We start from the raw sequence: 17,281 nt of genomic DNA, 5'->3' as shown, positions 1-17,281 counted from the left end.
GACAGGTTTCCTCGAGACTGTGAGACTGACGGGCGGTTGGATCTAGAAAGCGGAGGACGGAAGTCGTTCCAGCGCGAACGACGTGATGGCGATCAAGGCATTCTTGGCGGAATCGCGTTGCCGTGCATCGACGGTGATGATGGGCACGTTCGGGGACACCGAGAGTGCCTCACGCAGCTCCTCGATGTTGTAGCTCGGGGAGTCGTCGAACTCGTTGACAGCGATCAGGAAGGGCAGGCTGCGGGCCTCGAAGAAGTCGACGGCCGCGAAGCTGTCTTCGAGCCTGCGGGTGTCGACGAGCACCACGGCGCCGATCGCGCCATGGACCAGGTCGTCCCACATGAACCAGAACCGCCGTTGCCCGGGTGTCCCGAACAGGTACAGCACCAGGTCGTCGGCGATCGTGATGCGGCCGAAATCCATGGCGACCGTGGTGGTCTCCTTGCCGGGGATCGCCTCGAGGTCGTCGTGGCCCTGCGAGGCGTTCGTGACGAGGGCCTCGGTGCGCAGCGGCACGATCTCCGACACGGCGCCGACGAACGTGGTCTTGCCGACACCGAAGCCGCCGGCAATCACGATCTTCGTCGAAGACACCGTGGGGCCGGAGTCAGAGTGCGCGTAAGCCACTGAGGGTCCTTTCGATCAGTAGGCGCCGTTCTGCAACGGTCGAGCGGTCGGTCAGGGTGGCGTGTACACGAAGGTGACCGCTGTCCACCAGATCGCTCACCAGCACCCGGGTCACGCCGATGGGCAGGCCGGCATATGCCGAGATCTCAGCGATCGACGGACGGTTGTCGCACAACCGGACGATGACGGCCGGGATGTCGCCGGGCGCGCAGTCGAGCTCACCGGCCGGCAGCAGGGCCTCCACCGGAGCCTCGATCGGCACCTCGACCCGCGCGCGGGTTCGTCCGCCGGTCAGGGTGTACGGGCGCGCGCGACTGGCGGCCCGCTTCTGCTCGGGTCTGTCCATGCTCAGGGTCATCGAGCCCCATGCGTGCCGCGCGGCGTCGCCTCGACGGTCTTGCCCACCCGGTCGACCAGCAACGCCATTTCGTAGCCGACCTGCCCGATATCGCATGAGATCGAGGCCAGGGTGGCCAGATACGAGCCGTTGCCGACACCCATCAACAACAGGAACCCGTCGTCCATCTCGACGATCGACTGACGGACGTTGCCGGCCTCGAACAACCGCGCGGCGCCCGTCGACAAACTTGCCAAACCTGAGGTGACCGCGGCCAGTTGCTCGGCACGATCGGACGGAAGGTGAGAGTTCGAGGCCATCAGCAGACCATCGGCCGACACCAGGATCGCGTGAGATACACCCGGTACGTCGCGGACGAAGTTGGACACGAACCAGTCGAGGGTGCCGGAGGTCCCGGACGGTGTTGCAGCAGACCCCGCGGACCGTTCATGTGGTTGCGTGCCGGTGTTCATCGATCTCCTTCGATTCGGCTGTGTGCTGCGTCGGTTTCGGCTCGGCCCCTGCGTACGCCGGCCAACTGTCGGCTCAGGATGTCGCGGATGGCTGCGGGGTCGTTGGGCCCTTCGGCCCTGGCCTGCGATCCCGATCTTGCCTCATCCGGAACCAGGCGCGCTCCGCGTTCGCGAATCGGCAGCCCAGACGCGGTGTGCCGCTTGGGTTCCTGCTCGACGGCCTTCGCCGCGGCCGTCCAGCCGGCGTCGGCGGCGCTGGCCCACACGCGGTTTCGGTATTCCGGAGTGGTCGGATCCATCAGCCATTCCGAGGTCATCCGCTCGAAGATCGGTGCGCTCTCCAAACTGTCCGCCTCGATCGGCCATTGCTCGGATTCGGTAGCTTGGGCGGGTTCCGATGCCGGCGGCTTGGGGTTGCCAGAATGGGAATTGCCCGAGGTGAAGTAGGAGAGCGGATTTCCGCGCTGTGGACGCTCGGGTTCTTCAGGAGCTGCGGCCGGTGTCGGGGCGGTCAGCCCGTTCGGCGGTGCCGGGATGCCGGTTACACCGCTGGCGCCGGGCGAGCGTTTCGGCAGTCCGCTGGCAGTCGACCGGGCCGGGGCGTCCGGCCCACGTTCGGGCCGCTCCGACGCGGTGTGCGAGCCGTTGGTCGCGGCGAGTGCGGCGGTTCCGGCGGTGGTGTCCGCGGCCCGCCCGTTGGAGGCGGACCGTTGCGATGATTCGGTGAACGAGCCGTTGCGCAGATCGTCCAGCGTTTCGCCCACACCGAGGGGCGTGACCAGGGTGCCCGGCAGGTGCACGCTGGCGGTGACGCCGGGTCGCTCGGTCAACGCCGAGGTGGTCCGCAGCCGCACCGTGGCCTCGTGACGTCGGGCCAATCGGCCGACCACGAATAGGCCCATTCGCTTCGCGGTTTCGGAGGTCACCTCGCCACCGAGCGCCAGGCGCTCGTTCGCGGCGGTCAGGTCGTCCTTGGACATGCCCAGGCCACGGTCGGCCACCTCGACGAGCAGGCCGGCGTCGACGGCACGCCCCACCGTCACCATGACCGGTGAGTCCGGCGGCGAATAGCGCAGGGCATTGTCGAGCAGCTCGGCGATCAGGTGGCCGATATCGCCCGCGGCCGAGCCGGCGATCGAGACATCGGCCATGTGCCCGACCTGCACGCGGCGATACTCTTCGACCTCGGACATCGCGGCACGCAGCATGTCGGGGAGTGCGACGGGCGCCGAGGCACGGTGGCGTTCCACCGTGTCGGCGAGCACCAGCAGGTTGTCGCCGTTGCGGCGCATGCGCGTCGCAAGGTGGTCGAGGCGGAAGAGGTGGTCGAGCCGGGCCGGATCTTCCTCGTCGAGCTCGAGGGTCTCGATCAGGGCCAGCTGTTCTTCGACCAGTGACCGGCTTCGCCGGGACAGGGTCTCGAACATGTCGCCGATCTGCAGGCGGACACCGTGCTCGCCGGCCAGGTGAACGGCCTGGGAGTGGATGTCGTCGATCGCGCGCGCGAGCTGGCCGACCTCTTCATTCGTCCGGAACGGCAGCGCCTGGATCTCGGGCATGCGCCCGCCCTTGCTGAGACGTTGGATCTCTTCGGGGAGCTGGACTTGAGCGACCTGTAGAGCTCCCTGGCGAAGCCGGCCGATAGACCGGATCAGTGAGCGGCCGACCGCGAGGGCAAACACGAGGGCGGCCAGAACCGCACCGAGGATGATCGCGGTGTCGCGCAGGGCGTCGGACCGCAGCACGTTGGCTCGATGGTGCAGCGTGCCGTCGAGGTCGGCGGACAGGCGCTGCGTCATCGCGCGGTATTTGTCCACGCTGGCGCGCATGGCCTCGGTGAACGCGGGCGCGTGCACGCTGTCGCTGGACGGTTGCGTGTAGGTGTCGCGACGGATGTCGGAATCCTTGGACAACGCCGCGGCCTCGTCCGTGCCGGTCAGTCTGGCGAGGCGGTCGATGGCCGCCGCCTCTGCGCCTGCCGCGTCGGCCACCTCGGTACGCAGCTCGTCGGAATCGGCGAAATCGGGGGCGGCGATCAACACCCGCTGTGTCGTCAGCGCGCGTTGTGCCTCGAGGGTGTCCACGAGCTGGTCGGCAATTGGTCGTACGACGCGGTCATCGACCGTTGCCGTGGTCGTCGCGATCGCGGAGATTACTCCGGACGCCACGTCGGACGCTCGATCGGCGATCACCCGCTGCGGCAGAGGTCCTGCTTGGAGGTCGTCGCGCATCGTCTTGGCCGTCGAGGATGCCGTGGTGAGCCGTGCAGCGGCGGTCCCGTCGAACTCGGCGGACGTGATCAGGTTGTCGAGGGTCTTCGAGGCTTCGTCGAACTGTCCGAGTGGTTCCGCGAGCGGTGCGCCGGTTGCGGCCGCGTAGGCCAGCCCGTCGAGCCGGTCGACCAGCTCCACAGCGGGCACCACGATCACCGCGTTGTCGGAGGCGAGGTTCAATCGCGAGGCGGCCGACAACTCGCTGTAGATGCGGACAGCGCCGAATGTGGCCGCCAGCAGGATCGGCAACACCAAGGTCGCCGCGACCTTCCACCGCAGCGGCCAGCTCTCGATCGATGCGCGGGACGCCCGAGTCATGGTCGGACGCGCATGTTCTCCGACGCTCGGATCATGTGCATCCACAGCCGTACCACCCTTCACCGAGCTAATTGACGTTCCAGCAGGGAGCTCGGCCACGGGACAGGCTAAATGATAGGTAACGATTCCGCATCGACGGGGCTAACGGCGGCGCGTTCGCTGGCGTGCGCTCTTACTTTATGCGTGCTTCCCACGTGCGGGTTTCTTGCGAATGTAAGAAGATGCTGCGATTCTGGCCGCGCCATCAGGCGGGTTCTCCGCTTGGCCCCGGCGCGGGGGCCGAACTTCGGTAGCTGGCAGCGAAAGCGGCGATGATCTTGATCATTCGATCAGTTCGGCAGGTTCGCCCAAACAGCAAACATCGCCGCGAAAAATGTCAAATCCGTGAGTGTGAAATGCGTCTCTGTCGCGGTTCTTTCGGTGTGTAAAAGGTCATTAAGAGGGATCCTTAATGTGTCCACGGCCAACTCGATGCATTACCTCAGCTTGGCCGAGCACGCTTGGCACTGAACAGAAGTGCCGTGAAGCTCCACCGGAGGTCAGTGAAAATGGCGACAAAAGCTGCCGGTTCGACGGTCATCGAGCTGGCGACGCATCCGCTCTGGTGTTCGTCGCAGCGCTATTCGCGCGAGCTGGCCGCGGCCAAGCGCAGGCATCCCTCGTCCTACCGGGCCGAGTCTGACGACGACGCGCGCGATGCGGAATCTCAGCGCCCGCTGCAGTCAGGTCCGCGCACCAACGCTCTGGCGACTCCGCTGTCCTGCGCGCGGGTCCTCAAGTTGCTCGACGCCGTGGCTGAACCGTGATGAACGCTTGACCGAATTGTCTACGTGTGACTACACATTCGGACAGCTGCGGGCCCATACCATGATTACGTTCAAGATCATGGGGGCATCGCAGAGGGATCCAATTGAAGCGCGCGGTTTTTCAGGGTGTTCTGGTATTGGTCGTGGTCGTCATGACCTACTTCTCCGGCGGTGCCGATAGCGTCGACACGGCGGCGGTGAGCTTGCCGTTGACGTCGACCATCGAATCGGTCGCGCCGGCCCAAGGCGCCGTGGTCGGTGTGGGCCATCCCGTGGTGGTGACGTTCAAGAAGCCGATCACCAACCGGCCCTCTGTCGAACGCGCCCTCGGGCTGAAGTCGACGCCCGCGCGCACGGGAACCTATGAGTGGCTCGACACCAAGGTCGTGTCGTGGACCCCGGCACAGTTCTGGCCGGCGCACAGCACGGTGATGCTGTCGGTCGGCGGGCTGCGCACGGAATTCCAAACCGGCCCAGCTGTTATCGGCGTTGCCGACATCTCCGATCACACCTTCACCGTGACCATCGACGGACTCGGTGAAGACCCACCGATCGCGCTGCCGGCGCCTCACCACCTGCCGCATGCCGGCGAACCGGGCGTACTGCTGGCCTCCCTGGGGCGTCCCGAATACCCGACCCCGGTCGGCACGTACACGGTTCTCGGGAAAGACCGCACGGTACGGATGGATTCGAGCAGTGTCGGCATTCCTGTCGACGCCCCTGACGGTTATCTGCTCGATGTGGACTACGCGGTGCGCTTCACCCACCGTGGCCTGTTCGTGCACTCGGCGCCGTGGGCGGTCCCGTCGATGGGGCTGGACAACACCAGCCACGGTTGCGTCAGCCTTGTCCCGGCTGCCGCCGAGTGGTACTTCAACACGGTCAACATCGGCGATCCGGTCATCGTGCAGGAATAGTCGGGGGAACGAAAAGGCGCCCGGCTCGTGAGCCGGGCGCCTTTGTGGCGTCAAGTGGTGGGATTCGGGTCAGTTGCTCGCCGCATCTGCGGGACCGGGCAGTGTGGGCGTCCCGGCCACCGGGCCGCCTCCGGGTGAAACGGTCGGCACACCCTTTCCCGTCCCTGCCGCGGTCGCCACCGGAGCGGCCGCGGGGGCGGGCGCCGCCGCGGGAACGATGGGCGCGGCCGCCGGCACGACCGGCACAGGGGGCGCCAGGGGTACCGGCGGCGGCGCCAGGGGTACCGGAGGGGCAGCCACCGGAGGAGGCGCAAGTGGCACCGGCGGCACGGCTGCGGGCGCCGCAGCGGGAACCACCCCTGCGGCTTCGACGGCGGGAGCCGCACACGGAACGCCGGGCGCCGCACCGGCGGCCGCATCGACGCACTTGTACCCGCCTGTCTTGAGTTGCAGCGCTGCCGCGGCGTGCGGGCTCAGCGCCAGCGCAGCCACCGCTGCGGTCATGCACAATCCAGTGCTGACAACCGTTTTGACCGTAAAGTGAGCAAAGGTGGCCATCCCCGATCAGCTCCCTTGATTCGTGTGGAAAATTACATCGATGAAAATTGTGCCGAGCGCAACCGTAGAACCGTCGGGAATCGGTGTCCATACAGGTATTCAGATGGATGCGGGGTTGTCATGGGAGCGATTCGGAGTCGTGACCGCATCGTTTCCAACCGGGGGCGGGCGCCGTGATATCGATGCGCGGCAGCACCGCACCGTTGAGCGGCAAACTGTGATTCTCGCAAACATCACTGGCCGAGCTGCATCCGAATCCCCTTGGCCACAAGCTGTTCGAAGCTGTAACTGAACTCGCCGCGACGCCCGACGGACAACACGTAGCGATCCTCGCCTTCGGTCAACGGCACGCTGAACGTGAAGACGCAGCTGGCTGCGCTGCCCTTACCGGTCCCGAGTGTGGTGGTGGCCAGCACGTCGCCCCTGCCGTTCTTGACGATGACGATGGTGCCGGGGTTGACGTCGGAGTATCCGTTTGCGCCTTGGCATGTCGTTCCGTCGGACATGATCGCCTCCAGCCCGGCGTGGTCTGAAAGCGCGAAAGTACCTGTCACCGTGGTCTTCTCCAGTACACGGAAGCCCTTCGAGAAATTCGGGCAGAACATGTCGACGGCAATCTTGTCGGCCGGCAGCCCCTGCTGCGCCCCGCCGTCTTCCAGCTGACGACACACTCGGCGGGCGTGGGCGACGGCGTTGGCCTCGGAATTGAACTGATCGCTGAGTCCGGCGTCCCTCAGAGCGGCAAGGTATCCGGGTTCCGGTGGGGGCGGTGGCCTACGGCCCGCCACCAACAGGACCCACACCACCGCCGCGGTCATCACGATGATGGCGGCCGCCGCGGTGGTCCCCAGCCAGGTGGACCGGACGCCCGAGGTCTTCAACTCGAGGTAGTCGGGCAGCATCCGTCCCCCGGCGGGATCGGTCGAAACCTTCCTGCCGTCACGTACCCGGTTTGTCGGACGGCCGGTGACGAAGTAGCGGCCTTCATGGCGAGCGGTGGGGTCCGGCCGCCATCCGGTCGGTGTGGACGAGTGGATCTGCCCGCAGCGGCTGCAGGTGTCGGTTTCGTCGAGCGGGGATCCGCAGTACGGACAGGCCATCACTACCCGTTATATGCCGGTCAGGCCGTCTGCACAGCAACCCGTGCAGATTGCCCGCTGAGCAGTTGCACCAACCCCGCCGGTGCGCCGCCACGGATCCGACGTATAGCCTGCTGGCCATGACACGGGTGACGGTGATCACAGGCGGCGCAGGGGGCATGGGACTGGCGACGGCCAAGGTCGTCGGCCACGACCAGGCGGTGGTGCTGTGCGACGTGCGACAGGACCGGCTCGACTCCGCTGCGAGCACCCTGAGTGATCTGGGTATCGCGGCCACGATCGTCAATGCCGATGTCACCGATCGGGAAGCCGTCGATCGGCTGATGGCAACCGCGACCGGACTGGGCGACGTCGGCGCGGTCATACACGCGGCCGGGGTCAGCCCCAGCATGGGTGACGCCGAATACGTCATGAGAACGAATGCGCTGGGCACGCTGCATGTCAACGAGTCCTTTTTTGCCTCGGCAGCACAGGGCACGGCAATCGTCAACGTGGCATCGATGGCGGCACACCTGCTGCCCGAAGAAGTCGTTCCCGCGCAGTATTTTCCGCTGGCTATGCAGGACCAGGACCGTTTTCTGACCGAGATGCTGGCGGCGTGCGGCATGGCCCCGGAAGACATGAGGTCAGGCTTCTCCTATGCCATCAGCAAGGCATTTGTGAAGTGGTACAGCTCGGCGCAGGCCGAGCGGTTCAACACCCGAGGTATCCGGATCCTGTCGGTGTCACCGGGCTCCGTCGACACGGAGATGGGCCGGCTCGAAGAGCAAGCCGGAGCCGGGGCGATGGTGGCCGATGCCGCGATCCCGCGGTGGGGCAAGCCGGAGGAGATGGCGGATCTGCTGGCCTACTGTGCCAGCGAGCGGGCCGGTTATCTCACCGGTACCGACATCCTCAACGACGGCGGTGTCGTCGCCTCGATGCGTGAACGCGCCCGGGTGGCCGCCGGCAGCGGCTAGTCAGCCGAACTCGAGCAGCGTGTAGGCGCCGCGAAACTGCTTGGTGGGCTTGAACTGCCAGAACGCCGGGAAAACGGTGCCGAAAAACCATCCGCGGCCGTTGGGCATCGGCAGGTCGTGTACGGCCGTGATACCGGGCACGGTATCGGCCAGAGTTGCCAATTGCGCGGGTGAGAGGCTGAACGGCATCGGTGGCACGCGGTAGTGCCGCGAAGACCGCATGCCTTTCGGCGCGAACTTCTTCACCAGCACCGGCGGCAGGTCGAAGACCATCTGGCCACCGGGAAAGCGTTTGGCGCACTCGGCGATCAGATCCAGGGCTTCTTCGGGTTGCAGATACATCAGCAACCCCTCGGCAGTGATGAAGACTCCGCCGGCGGGGTCCACCGCGTCCATCCAGCTGTAGTCCAATGCCGATTGTGCCCGGGCGGCGATGCGATCGGTTGCGGGCAGAAGACGTTCGCGCAGCTCGATGATCGGCGCGAAATCGACGGTGAGCCAACGGAACTGCGCGCCGGGCAGTGCCGCATTGAGTCGCCAGAAACTGGTCTGCAGGCCTTCGGCCAGTGCGACCACGGTTGCCGACGGGTGCTCATCGAGGTAACGCCGGGCGGCCTCGTCGAAGGCCAGTGAGCGCAAGGCCATCTCCTGGCCCTTGCGCCGACCGAATTTGTCGAAGTCGAAGGCGATCGAATCCGCGAGCTCGACGGCCATGGGATCGTCGATGATGGCGTGGGGATGCCGCGCTTGATGGGCCCGGCCGTTGAGCGTCAGCAGTGCGGTTTCCGAAACCCCGGTCAAGCTGCCGGCGTCGACCCTGCCACCTTCTGGGAGTTCCACCACCGCAACCTACCCGCCGTCATCCGGCCATGGTCTGCGGATGGCGTCGCAGTGGTCCACGTGGTTGGTGCCGATCGAGCTGGGGTCATGGGCCTCCAGCAGGCTTTTGGTGTGCGCCACGATCCGGTCCTGCCCGCGCCCGTAGGGTGTCCGGGGGCCCCATGGATCGGCGATGCGGTCAGTCACCGTGAACAGGTACCCGTCGCCGGGGAGCTCAAACCACAGCGCCGTGCCGTGCAGTCGGTGTCCGCGTCGGGTACACCTCGAGTGGTGGGCACGTTGACCTCTCGCAGCATCCGTCAGTGCCGATGTTGGATACGAAATCTTAAGGAAGCCAGGTTGTTTGGTAGTTCGGTGCAGCACATCAGGCAGGCCGCGCATGGTCGGTTGGCCCGTCGGGCGGCGTTCAAGGTCCCGCTGGTCATGACGGCCGCCGCGGCCTTGGGCAGGGTGCCGTCGGCGCACGCGAAAATCGATGGCCACGGGGCCCGATGGTCACCCGAGCGGGCGCACCGCTGGTACGCAGCCCAGGGTTGGCTGGTCGGTGCCAACTTCATCCCGTCCAACGCGGGCAACCAGCTCGAGATGTTCCAGCCCGAAACCTACGATCCGCAGCGGATCGACACCGAGTTGCGCCTTGCTCGGCTGGCCGGGTTCAACACGGTGCGGGTTTTCCTGCACGACCAGCTGTGGGCTCAGGGCCACGTGGGTTTTCAGAATCGGCTGGCTCAATTCGTTGCCCTGGCATCCAGCCACGGCATCAAACCGTTGTTCGTGTTGTTCGACTCCTGCTGGGACCCGTTTCCTCGGTTGGGGCGTCAGCGACGGCCGCGGCCCGGGATACACAATTCGGTGTGGGTGCAGAGCCCGGGCGCGCAGAGACTCGACGATCACCGGTACCGGCGAACGTTGCGTGAGTATGTCGTCGGCGTGATCAGCCAGTTCCGTCACGATGACCGGGTTCTGGGGTGGGATCTGTGGAACGAACCGGACAATCCCGCAGCCACCTACCGTGAGGTGGAACGGCAGGACAAGATCAGCTTGATCGAAGAACTGTTGCCGCAGGTTTTCGCCTGGGCCCGCTCGGCCGACCCCGTGCAGCCGTTGACCAGCGGGGTATGGGACGGGGCCTGGGCTGACCCGAAGCTGCGGAGCGCGATGGCGACCATTCAGCTCGACCACTCGGATGTGCTGACCTTCCACAGCTACGACCACCCGGCCGGGTTCGAGGCCAGGATCGGCGAACTGGCACCCATGGGACGCCCGATCATGTGCACCGAATACCTGGCACGAGGTGAGGGCAGCACGGTCGAGGGTGTCTTGCCGATCGCGAAACGGCACAATGTCGGGGCCTACACCTGGGGCTTGGTGGCAGGCAAGACGCAGACTTATCTGCCCTGGGATTCCTGGGACCACCCCTACAAGGCGCCCCCGCGGGAGTGGTTCCACGACTTGTTCCACGAGGACGGGCGTCCGTACCGAGACGGCGAGATCCGCACGATCCGGAAGCTGACCGGACGGCCGTATCCCTGAGACGTCATCGCGTGCTCATGCGGCTGACGTCGGCGATCGCGGCAGCGAACCGTTCGGGTGCCTCCTGTGGCACGTTGTGTCCGATGCCGTCCAGCACGCGGTGCTCGTAGGGTCCGGTGTAGAGCGCGCGATAGCCCGCACCGTCTTTGGCCGCACCGTCGAAGTCGGATCCGATCGTGATGGTCGCGACCGTGACGGGCGGTCTGCCGGCCAGCCGTGCCTCGTCGGCTGAGGAAGCCGAAGTTCCTTCTGCTCGGGCTGGTGGTCTCCATCCCACCCGCACCGGGCCATCAAGTCCAACGATTGGAACTGATGGACATCATCCATCAGATAGATAAGGTGGCTCCGTGGAGTTACGGCAGATCGAACACTTCATCGCCGTGGCAGGCGAGATGAGTTTCACCCGGGCCGCTGAGCGGGCGCATGTCGTGCAATCGGCGTTGTCGACCTCGATCGCGAAGCTGGAACGTGAGCTCGGGGTGGAACTGTTCGACCGGTCGCGGCAGCGGATCAGCTTGACCGCCGCGGGCGAGGCCTTCCAGGTTCGCGCCCACGACGTGCTGCACGCGGCTCGCGCGGCAGCCGAGTCAGCGGGGCAGTTCCGTGGATCTCTCATGGGCACTGTCGAATTCGGGTCCCTGATCTCCTACGGCCCGGTCGACGTCGGCGGTGCCCTCGGTGACTTTCACCGGGCCCACCCGCATGTCCGGTTGCGGTTGAGGCTCAGCCAGTCCGGCGCATCGGCCTATCTGGCCGCACTGCTGGAGGGCTCGCTGGATCTGGCCCTGGTGTCGCTGCCCAATCGATTCCCGCCGCAGCTTGAGATGAAGCTGCTCTTCGAGGAGCCGATGTCGTTCGTCTGCCGTGCGGACCATGCCTTTGCCCGGCGCCGCCGCCTCGACCTGGCGGACCTGGCCGACGAGGATCTGGTCGGCTTCCCGCCGGAATTCGGTCTGCGCCGCCTGATGGACGAGGCGTTCCATCTTGCCGGGGTGGAGGCGCACACGCAGTACGAAGTTCCGGCCGGGTTCGCCGCGATCGCCGAACTGGTCGGCAACGGTCTGGGCACCGCCTTCATGCCGGCGTCGGAGGCGCGCCGCTTCAGCGAGCTGCGGACCGTTCCGTTGCGCGAACCGGCGGTGTGGCAGGTCTACCTCGCCGCACCACCGATGGAGCGGATGACCCCGGCTGCAGCGCGTCTGGCCGAAACCTTGCTCGCCGCAGCGGCTTCGGCCTCCGGCTAGCGCGCCAGCGGTTTGTAGAACACCAGGCCGTTGCCCTTGTTGTCGTAGACCACGGCGCGGCGCTCGTGAGCGTCGTCGTAAGGCTGTTTGATGATCCCGCCGCCGCTCTCCTCGATGGCCTTGGCCGCCCCGTCCACGTCGTCGGTTTTGATGCCGACCACGACCTGGCCGGGAATCGGGTGGTCAACCGAGGTGGCGAGGGCCAGCGTGAGGGATCCACCGTCGAGGGCGGCGAAGTGCGCGCCGTCGCGGAACTTCAGCGGCATTCCCAACGTCTCGGTGTAGAAGCGGATCGACTCATCCAGGTCGTCGGTGGACAGGATGATCATCCGGACATCGTGGTCGGGCATCGAATTCCTCCTAGGTGCGCACACGTTCAGACTAGGACAGACCCGCCCCGCCCGAACAGAGCCTGAATCTCTACTGGTATAGAGACTTGGAAACCTTGTCCGGACCCCCCGAATCCCAGGAGACACCGACGATGACGCTGCAATTCGACCTGTCGCACCGCCGGGTGTTGATCACCGGCGCCGGACAAGGGGTGGGCCGCGGTCTTGCCGATGCCTTCGCCGCGGCCGATGCCACCCTGCTGGTCAACGACCTTCGACGGGAGCGAGCCGAGGCGGTGGCCGCAGAACTGAGGGATGCCGGCGGTGACGCGTTGGCCGTGCCGTTCGATGTCACGGACTACCCGGCCGTCACCGAGGCGATCACACAGGCCGGGCCCGTCGACATCCTGGTCAACAATGCGGGCAACGCCGGGGCCGAGGGCTTCGCCGCCCGGATGCCGTTCGCCGAAAGCACCCCCGCGGATTGGGATCCCTTCCTGCAGGTGAATCTGTATGGCGTACTGCACTGCACCCGGGCGGCACTGCCGGCGATGGTGGAACGGCAATGGGGCAGGGTCGTGACGATCGTCTCGGACGCCGGCCGGACGGGCGACGCCAGCGGAGCCGTGTACGCGGCGGCCAAGGCCGGTGCCGCCGGCCTGACCCGGTCGATCGCGCTGGAGAACGGCCGGTACGGAATCACCGCGAACAACATCGCGCTGGGCACCATGCGCACACCGCTCACCGAACCGCTGTGGGCTGAGATGGCGGATTCGCCGCAGGCCAAAGCCATCCTGTCGCGGTACCCGATCCGCAGGCCCGGTCTCCCCGAGGATCTCGCCTACCTGGCGGTGCTGCTGGCCAGTGACCACGGCTCCTGGATCACCGGTCAGACGCTACCGGTCAACGGCGGCTACTCCTTCGCGATGTGAGGTGGCCGGAGCCGCCGCGACGATCGCGGTGATGATGTCGCGGAGCTGTTCACAGGAATTGATCGTGCGGTCGCCGCGGGCCAGCGCCAGCATCAGACCACTGATGAAAGTCAGCAGCACATAGGCTTTTTCGTCGACCAAGCCAGGGTCGGTGTCGGCCGGACAGAGGGCGACCACGACGTTGCGGTGCAGTTCGAAGAGCCGCTGCCGATTGTGGCTGAACGCCTCGGCAAGCCCGGGGTCGCGGCTGGATGGCATGGCGAGCTCGAAGCGGGCCTTGCTGCGCACCAGGCGGGCCCCGGATCCGGATCGGATCACCAGCCGGGCCAGGCCGCCCACATCACCGCGGGTCCCCGAGCCGGTGGCCGCGGTCAGGTCGGCCAGGTCGAGATCGGCGATGCGGTTGGCTGCGGCCCGGATCAAGGCCGAGCTGGTGCGGAAGTAGAACGACGTGGTGCCGTCGGGAACACCGGCCTTGCGGTCCACCTTCAGGTGAGTGACGCCTTTGACGCCCTCGCGGGCCAGCAGAGCTATTGCCGCATCGCACAATTCGCGTCGACGTTGTTCGGGGTTCTGTTTGCCGGCCACGTGAGCACCTAACGGCGGGCCGGCACGGGGACGTGCTCCGGACGCACCCCGGTGCCCACCAGGTAGGCCGGGATCGCGGTGAGCTGGGGCAGCCGGCGCACAAGGCTCACCAGAGCCCCAGGTGGGTTGATGTCGGCACCGGCCATCACCGGCGCCATCACCTGGCGATGCAGGATGCGTTGCAGGCCTTGGGTAATGGTGGTCGGCAGGGCGCGCTGGCGCTGCACCGCGGCCAGGTCGGACTCGGTGACCCGGTGCTCGCGCAGCGGCTGGTACAGCAGTCGTGCCGCCGCGGCCGCGTCCTGGATCGCGACGTTGATTCCCACCCCGCCCACCGGTGACATGGCATGGGCGGCATCGCCTATGCACAGCAGGCCGTCGCGATGCCACCGAGGTAGCCGGTTGAGCTGCACATCGAGGTGTTTGACGTCGTCCAAGGAGGTGAGCGTGTCCACGTCGGCCTCGGGGATCAGCTCGCCCAGCTCGGCATGGAACGCATCCAGGCCGCGCGCCCGCAACTCGGCATCGCTGCCTTTCGGGATCAGGTAGGCCACCTGGAAGTAGCCGGTGCGGGGAATCATGATCAGCGCCCGGCCGGGTGCGGTCCGCGGGATCAGCGAGTACTGGCCATCCTCGGTGCGCGGCAGCCGAAACCACCACACGTCGAAGGGCACCGGGTATTCCCGCGGGGTGAAGCCCGCCTCCCGCCGGACCAGCGAGGCGCGTCCGTCGCAGGCCACGGTGAGTTCGGCGCGCAGCTCACCGTCGCCGTCGGGGCCGGTGTAGCGCACCCCGGCGATGCGGTCGCCCTCACGCAGCAGCCCGGTCACCTCGGTCCGCATCAGCAAGGTGAAATTGGGTTCGTCGCGGCCCGCGTCGGCCAACAGATCGAGGAAGTCCCACTGCGGCACCATCGCCACGTACCGGTGGCGCTGGCGCAGCCGTCGGAAGTCCACGAAGGTCACGGGCCTGCCGTCGACCGGAAATTCGGCCTTTTCCACCAAGCTGTGGCCGATCTTGTTGAACTCGGCGAACAGGCCCAGCTCATCGAGCATGCCCATGGTGCTCGGATGCACTGTGTCACCACGGAAATCGCGCAGGAAGTCGGCGTGCTTCTCCATGACGGTGACAGATACACCGCACCGGGCCAGGAGCAGCCCGAGCATCATCCCGGCGGGGCCGCCGCCCACGATCGCACACGTGGTGTCAGACACGGGCAAGTCCGCCCAGTGCGTCGGGCAAGGGTTCGGTGTGTAGCACGCCGAGGCGCTGGGTCGCGCGGGTGAGGGCCACGTACAACTCGGCGGCACCGCGGTCACCATCGGCCAGGATGTGCGCGGGCTCAACGACGAGCACGGCGTCGAACTCCAGGCCCTTCGTTTCCGACGGGGCCACCGCCCCGGGCACCTCGGGTGGTCCGATCACCACACATGTGCCCTCACGGTTGGCCTCTTCGCGCACGAATTCTTCGACAGCAGCAGGGACTTCGTCGGCAGTCGACCGCCGCGCCCACGGCGCCACACCGCAAGACCGCACCGACTCGGGCGGCTGTACCCCCGGGGCGAACTCGGCCAGCAGCGCACCGGCCACCGCCATGATCTCGGCCGGGGTGCGGTAGTTCACCGACAGTGTTCGGTAGATCCACCGGCCCGGCACGTACGGCTCCAGCACCGTGCCCCAGGACCGTGCCCCGGCCGCCGACCGGCGCTGGGCCAGATCGCCGACCACCGTGAAGGATCTGCGTGGGCAACGACGCATCAGCACCCGCCAGTCCATTTCGGACAGTTCCTGGGCCTCGTCCACCACAACATGACCGTAGGTCCAGTCTCGGTCGGCCGCAGCACGTTCGGCGAGTTCGCGGGTGTCGCGTTCGAGGAACCGGTCGGCCAGGTCCTCGGCGTCGATCAGGTCACTGGCCAGCAGGTGATCCTCGTCGTCCATCAGATCCTCGCGGGCAACCATCAGGTCGAGAACCCCCGCGGCGTATGCGGCTTCCTCGCGTCGTTCGCGTTCGGCGGCTTCGTCGGCGGCTTTGTCCCGGCCCAGCAGGTCGACCAACTCGTCGAGCAACGGCACGTCCGAGATGGTCCAGGCACTGCCTTCGGTACGGAAGAAGCCGGGGTCGGCGCCGGCTGCCTGCAGCCGATCGGGCGAGGAATAGAGCGTGTCCAGCAGGGTTTCCGGGGTGAGGATCGGCCAGAGCGTATCGAGCGCTTCGGCGAACGCGGCGTTGTCGTCGAGTTCGCTGACCACGCTGGCCCGCAGTTCTTCCCACGCGGCCTTGTCCTGACGGCTCAGCCAGCCCTTGCCGATACGCGCCACGGCCCGTTCGGTGAGGACGTAGGTGACGATGTCGCGGAAGGTCGCACGGGCCTCGTTGTGCGGGAGCCCGGTCTCGCGCGCCTCCTCGACGGCCCACTGCGCGGTTTCGGCGTCGATGCGGACGGTGACATCGGGCAGGTCGATGTAGATCGGCTCGTCCGGGACTTCCTGGCGGTCGGCCACCGCGGCGGCCAACACGTCGAGGATCTTCAACGAGCCCTTGAGCGCGGCCACCTCTGGTGCGTCCTCGGCGGTGACGTGCAGGCCCGGAACCAAGTCTCCGGGCGTCATGAACACCGCATCGGATTCACCCAGCGAGGGCAGCACCCGGCCGATGTGGTTCAGGAACGCCTCGTTGGGGCCGACCACCAGAACGCCATGCCGTTCGATCCGCTCGCGGTGGGTGTAGAGCAGATAGGCCACCCGGTGCAGCGCCACCACGGTCTTGCCGGTGCCGGGGCCGCCCTCGACCACGAGCACCCCGGTGTGCTCGTTGCGGATCACCTCGTCCTGCTCGACCTGGATCGTCGCGACGATGTCGCGCATCCCTTCCCCGCGCGGGGCGCTCACCGCTGCCAGCAGTGCGGCATCGCCTTCGTCGCCCTCGGTGGGCCGGCCGAGCACCTCGTCGGTGAAATCGAGTATGCGGCGGCCGAGGGTGCGGAACTGGCGGCGCCGGCGCATGTTCTCCGGGTTGGCCCCGGTCGCGGTGTAGAACGGTCGCGCCAATGGTGCCCGCCAGTCGAGCAGCAACGGCTCGAAGTCGTTCTCGCGGTCGAAGATGCCCAGGCGGCCGACGTAGAGGTGCTCTCCGGCAACGGTTTCCAGCCGTCCGAAACACAGACCGTTGTCGGCTACATCGAGCCGGTTGCCCTCTTTGGCCAATGCACGCACCTCGGCGTCGCGTTCCACCGCGGAGCCGCCGTGCTCGCGCAGCGCCGTGCGGTACCGCTCACGCACTCGGATGCGCTCGGCGTCCAGGCGGGTGTAGAGCCCGTCGACATAGCTCTGTTCGGACTGCACTTCGACGTCGTGATCGTCAGCTGGCACGTGCTCCCTGTTCATCCGTGGCTTACTTCGGCCAGCGATTGTGCGCCATCACCCGGGCCTTGCCGCAAGGCCCCC

General features: G+C 66.8%; 18 protein-coding genes and 1 pseudogene. 6 read left to right on the top strand and 13 right to left on the bottom strand.

Going from position 1 to position 17,281, the window contains the following annotated elements; genetic code table 11:
* Positions 1-42: 42 nt before the first annotated feature.
* From E0T84_RS12725 to E0T84_RS12710, 4 genes are read right to left on the bottom strand one after another with little or no spacing between them, the layout of a single operon-like run.
* A complete protein-coding gene (locus tag E0T84_RS12725; protein ID WP_138744617.1) occupies positions 43-627 on the bottom strand; it encodes an ATP/GTP-binding protein in 585 nt (194 codons plus the stop codon).
* Complete coding sequence (locus E0T84_RS12720; RefSeq protein ID WP_070945666.1) at positions 608-973, bottom strand: DUF742 domain-containing protein; 366 nt, start codon at positions 971-973, stop codon at positions 608-610. Before E0T84_RS12720 ends, E0T84_RS12725 begins: the two co-directional genes overlap by 20 nt.
* Positions 974-981: 8 nt before the next feature.
* Positions 982-1,437 carry a roadblock/LC7 domain-containing protein gene (locus E0T84_RS12715; protein WP_234793395.1) on the bottom strand — a complete coding sequence of 152 codons (456 nt, stop codon included), beginning with the start codon at positions 1,435-1,437 and terminating at the stop codon, positions 982-984.
* Entirely contained in the window at positions 1,434-4,028 is a 2,595-nt protein-coding gene (locus E0T84_RS12710) for an ATP-binding protein (protein WP_212757709.1), read from the bottom strand. The genes E0T84_RS12715 and E0T84_RS12710 overlap by 4 nt, the downstream gene beginning before the upstream one ends.
* A 548-nt stretch (positions 4,029-4,576) precedes the next feature.
* Between E0T84_RS12710 and E0T84_RS12705 the strand changes: the two genes are divergently transcribed.
* Entirely contained in the window at positions 4,577-4,834 is a 258-nt protein-coding gene (locus E0T84_RS12705) for a hypothetical protein (RefSeq protein ID WP_131823119.1), read from the top strand.
* A 152-nt stretch (positions 4,835-4,986) separates the two neighbouring features.
* Positions 4,987-5,751 carry a L,D-transpeptidase gene (locus E0T84_RS12700; RefSeq protein WP_070186196.1) on the top strand — a complete coding sequence of 255 codons (765 nt, stop codon included), beginning with the start codon at positions 4,987-4,989 and terminating at the stop codon, positions 5,749-5,751.
* 69 nt (positions 5,752-5,820) lie between these two features.
* Here E0T84_RS12700 and E0T84_RS12695 read toward each other — a convergent pair whose 3' ends face one another.
* Entirely contained in the window at positions 5,821-6,255 is a 435-nt protein-coding gene (locus tag E0T84_RS12695; RefSeq protein ID WP_239253122.1) for a hypothetical protein, read from the bottom strand.
* Positions 6,256-6,542: 287 nt separating this feature from the next.
* A complete protein-coding gene (locus E0T84_RS12690) occupies positions 6,543-7,409 on the bottom strand; it encodes a DUF732 domain-containing protein (RefSeq protein ID WP_070186161.1) in 867 nt (288 codons plus the stop codon).
* A gap of 119 nt (positions 7,410-7,528) precedes the next feature.
* Here E0T84_RS12690 and E0T84_RS12685 point away from each other — a divergent pair, with 119 nt between their 5' ends.
* Complete coding sequence (locus E0T84_RS12685) at positions 7,529-8,368, top strand: SDR family oxidoreductase (RefSeq protein ID WP_070186160.1); 840 nt, start codon at positions 7,529-7,531, stop codon at positions 8,366-8,368.
* Here E0T84_RS12685 and E0T84_RS12680 read toward each other — a convergent pair whose 3' ends face one another.
* Together E0T84_RS12680 and E0T84_RS31815 are read right to left on the bottom strand one after the other, a co-directional pair.
* The gene (locus tag E0T84_RS12680; RefSeq protein WP_083284118.1) at positions 8,369-9,208 is read right to left on the bottom strand and encodes a class I SAM-dependent methyltransferase; all 840 of its coding nucleotides are present in this window, start codon (positions 9,206-9,208) and stop codon (positions 8,369-8,371) included.
* A gap of 9 nt (positions 9,209-9,217) precedes the next feature.
* Complete coding sequence (locus tag E0T84_RS31815; RefSeq protein WP_159437522.1) at positions 9,218-9,394, bottom strand: hypothetical protein; 177 nt, start codon at positions 9,392-9,394, stop codon at positions 9,218-9,220.
* Between the two features lie 201 nt (positions 9,395-9,595).
* Between E0T84_RS31815 and E0T84_RS12675 the strand changes: the two genes are divergently transcribed.
* Complete coding sequence (locus E0T84_RS12675; protein ID WP_070186194.1) at positions 9,596-10,741, top strand: 1,4-beta-xylanase; 1,146 nt, start codon at positions 9,596-9,598, stop codon at positions 10,739-10,741.
* A 4-nt stretch (positions 10,742-10,745) separates the two neighbouring features.
* Here the strand turns inward: E0T84_RS12675 and E0T84_RS12670 are convergent.
* Positions 10,746-10,994: pseudogene (locus E0T84_RS12670) on the bottom strand (alpha/beta hydrolase); the annotation flags it as partial.
* Between the two features lie 94 nt (positions 10,995-11,088).
* Here E0T84_RS12670 and E0T84_RS12665 point away from each other — a divergent pair.
* Positions 11,089-11,985, top strand: coding sequence for a LysR family transcriptional regulator (locus tag E0T84_RS12665; protein WP_138744616.1), 897 nt, complete (start codon positions 11,089-11,091; stop codon positions 11,983-11,985).
* On the opposite strand, the gene E0T84_RS12660 is transcribed toward E0T84_RS12665, so the two are convergent.
* Positions 11,982-12,335 (bottom strand): VOC family protein, encoded by a 354-nt coding sequence (locus tag E0T84_RS12660; protein WP_070186157.1) that lies wholly within the window; start codon positions 12,333-12,335, stop codon positions 11,982-11,984. The genes E0T84_RS12665 and E0T84_RS12660 overlap by 4 nt on opposite strands.
* A 131-nt stretch (positions 12,336-12,466) precedes the next feature.
* On the opposite strand from E0T84_RS12660, the gene E0T84_RS12655 reads away from it, so the two are divergent.
* Positions 12,467-13,246 carry an SDR family NAD(P)-dependent oxidoreductase gene (locus tag E0T84_RS12655; RefSeq protein ID WP_070186156.1) on the top strand — a complete coding sequence of 260 codons (780 nt, stop codon included), beginning with the start codon at positions 12,467-12,469 and terminating at the stop codon, positions 13,244-13,246.
* Here E0T84_RS12655 and E0T84_RS12650 read toward each other — a convergent pair.
* From E0T84_RS12650 to helR, 3 genes are read right to left on the bottom strand one after another with little or no spacing between them, the layout of a single operon-like run.
* A complete protein-coding gene (locus E0T84_RS12650; RefSeq protein WP_070186155.1) occupies positions 13,211-13,834 on the bottom strand; it encodes a TetR/AcrR family transcriptional regulator in 624 nt (207 codons plus the stop codon). The genes E0T84_RS12655 and E0T84_RS12650 overlap by 36 nt on opposite strands.
* An 8-nt stretch (positions 13,835-13,842) precedes the next feature.
* A complete protein-coding gene (locus tag E0T84_RS12645; RefSeq protein ID WP_256366533.1) occupies positions 13,843-15,048 on the bottom strand; it encodes an FAD-dependent oxidoreductase in 1,206 nt (401 codons plus the stop codon).
* Positions 15,041-17,206, bottom strand: coding sequence for an RNA polymerase recycling motor ATPase HelR (helR, locus tag E0T84_RS12640; RefSeq protein WP_138744614.1), 2,166 nt, complete (start codon positions 17,204-17,206; stop codon positions 15,041-15,043). Before helR ends, E0T84_RS12645 begins: the two co-directional genes overlap by 8 nt.
* Positions 17,207-17,281: the final 75 nt, after the last annotated feature.

Origin of the sequence: Mycobacterium sp. DBP42, assembly GCF_005924235.1 — a bacterium.
Lineage (GTDB): Bacteria > Actinomycetota > Actinomycetes > Mycobacteriales > Mycobacteriaceae > Mycobacterium > Mycobacterium syngnathidarum.
The sequence above is the reverse complement of the archived record's forward strand: the minus strand, read 5'-3'. Positions and strand labels throughout refer to the sequence as shown.

Excerpts from the sequence above, each read along its gene's own strand:
- E0T84_RS12720 (WP_070945666.1), bottom strand. The coding sequence starts at position 973 with ATGGACAGACCCGAGCAGAAGCGGGCCGCCAGTCGCGCGCGCCCGTAC.
- E0T84_RS12715 (WP_234793395.1), bottom strand. The coding sequence starts at position 1,437 with ATGAACACCGGCACGCAACCACATGAACGGTCCGCGGGGTCTGCTGCA.
- E0T84_RS12710 (WP_212757709.1), bottom strand. The coding sequence starts at position 4,028 with ATGACTCGGGCGTCCCGCGCATCGATCGAGAGCTGGCCGCTGCGGTGG.
- E0T84_RS12705 (WP_131823119.1), top strand. The coding sequence starts at position 4,577 with ATGGCGACAAAAGCTGCCGGTTCGACGGTCATCGAGCTGGCGACGCAT.
- E0T84_RS12700 (WP_070186196.1), top strand. The coding sequence starts at position 4,987 with ATGACCTACTTCTCCGGCGGTGCCGATAGCGTCGACACGGCGGCGGTG.
- E0T84_RS12695 (WP_239253122.1), bottom strand. The coding sequence starts at position 6,255 with ATGACCGCAGCGGTGGCTGCGCTGGCGCTGAGCCCGCACGCCGCGGCA.
- E0T84_RS12690 (WP_070186161.1), bottom strand. The coding sequence starts at position 7,409 with ATGGCCTGTCCGTACTGCGGATCCCCGCTCGACGAAACCGACACCTGC.
- E0T84_RS12685 (WP_070186160.1), top strand. The coding sequence starts at position 7,529 with ATGACACGGGTGACGGTGATCACAGGCGGCGCAGGGGGCATGGGACTG.
- E0T84_RS12660 (WP_070186157.1), bottom strand. The coding sequence starts at position 12,335 with ATGCCCGACCACGATGTCCGGATGATCATCCTGTCCACCGACGACCTG.
- E0T84_RS12655 (WP_070186156.1), top strand. The coding sequence starts at position 12,467 with ATGACGCTGCAATTCGACCTGTCGCACCGCCGGGTGTTGATCACCGGC.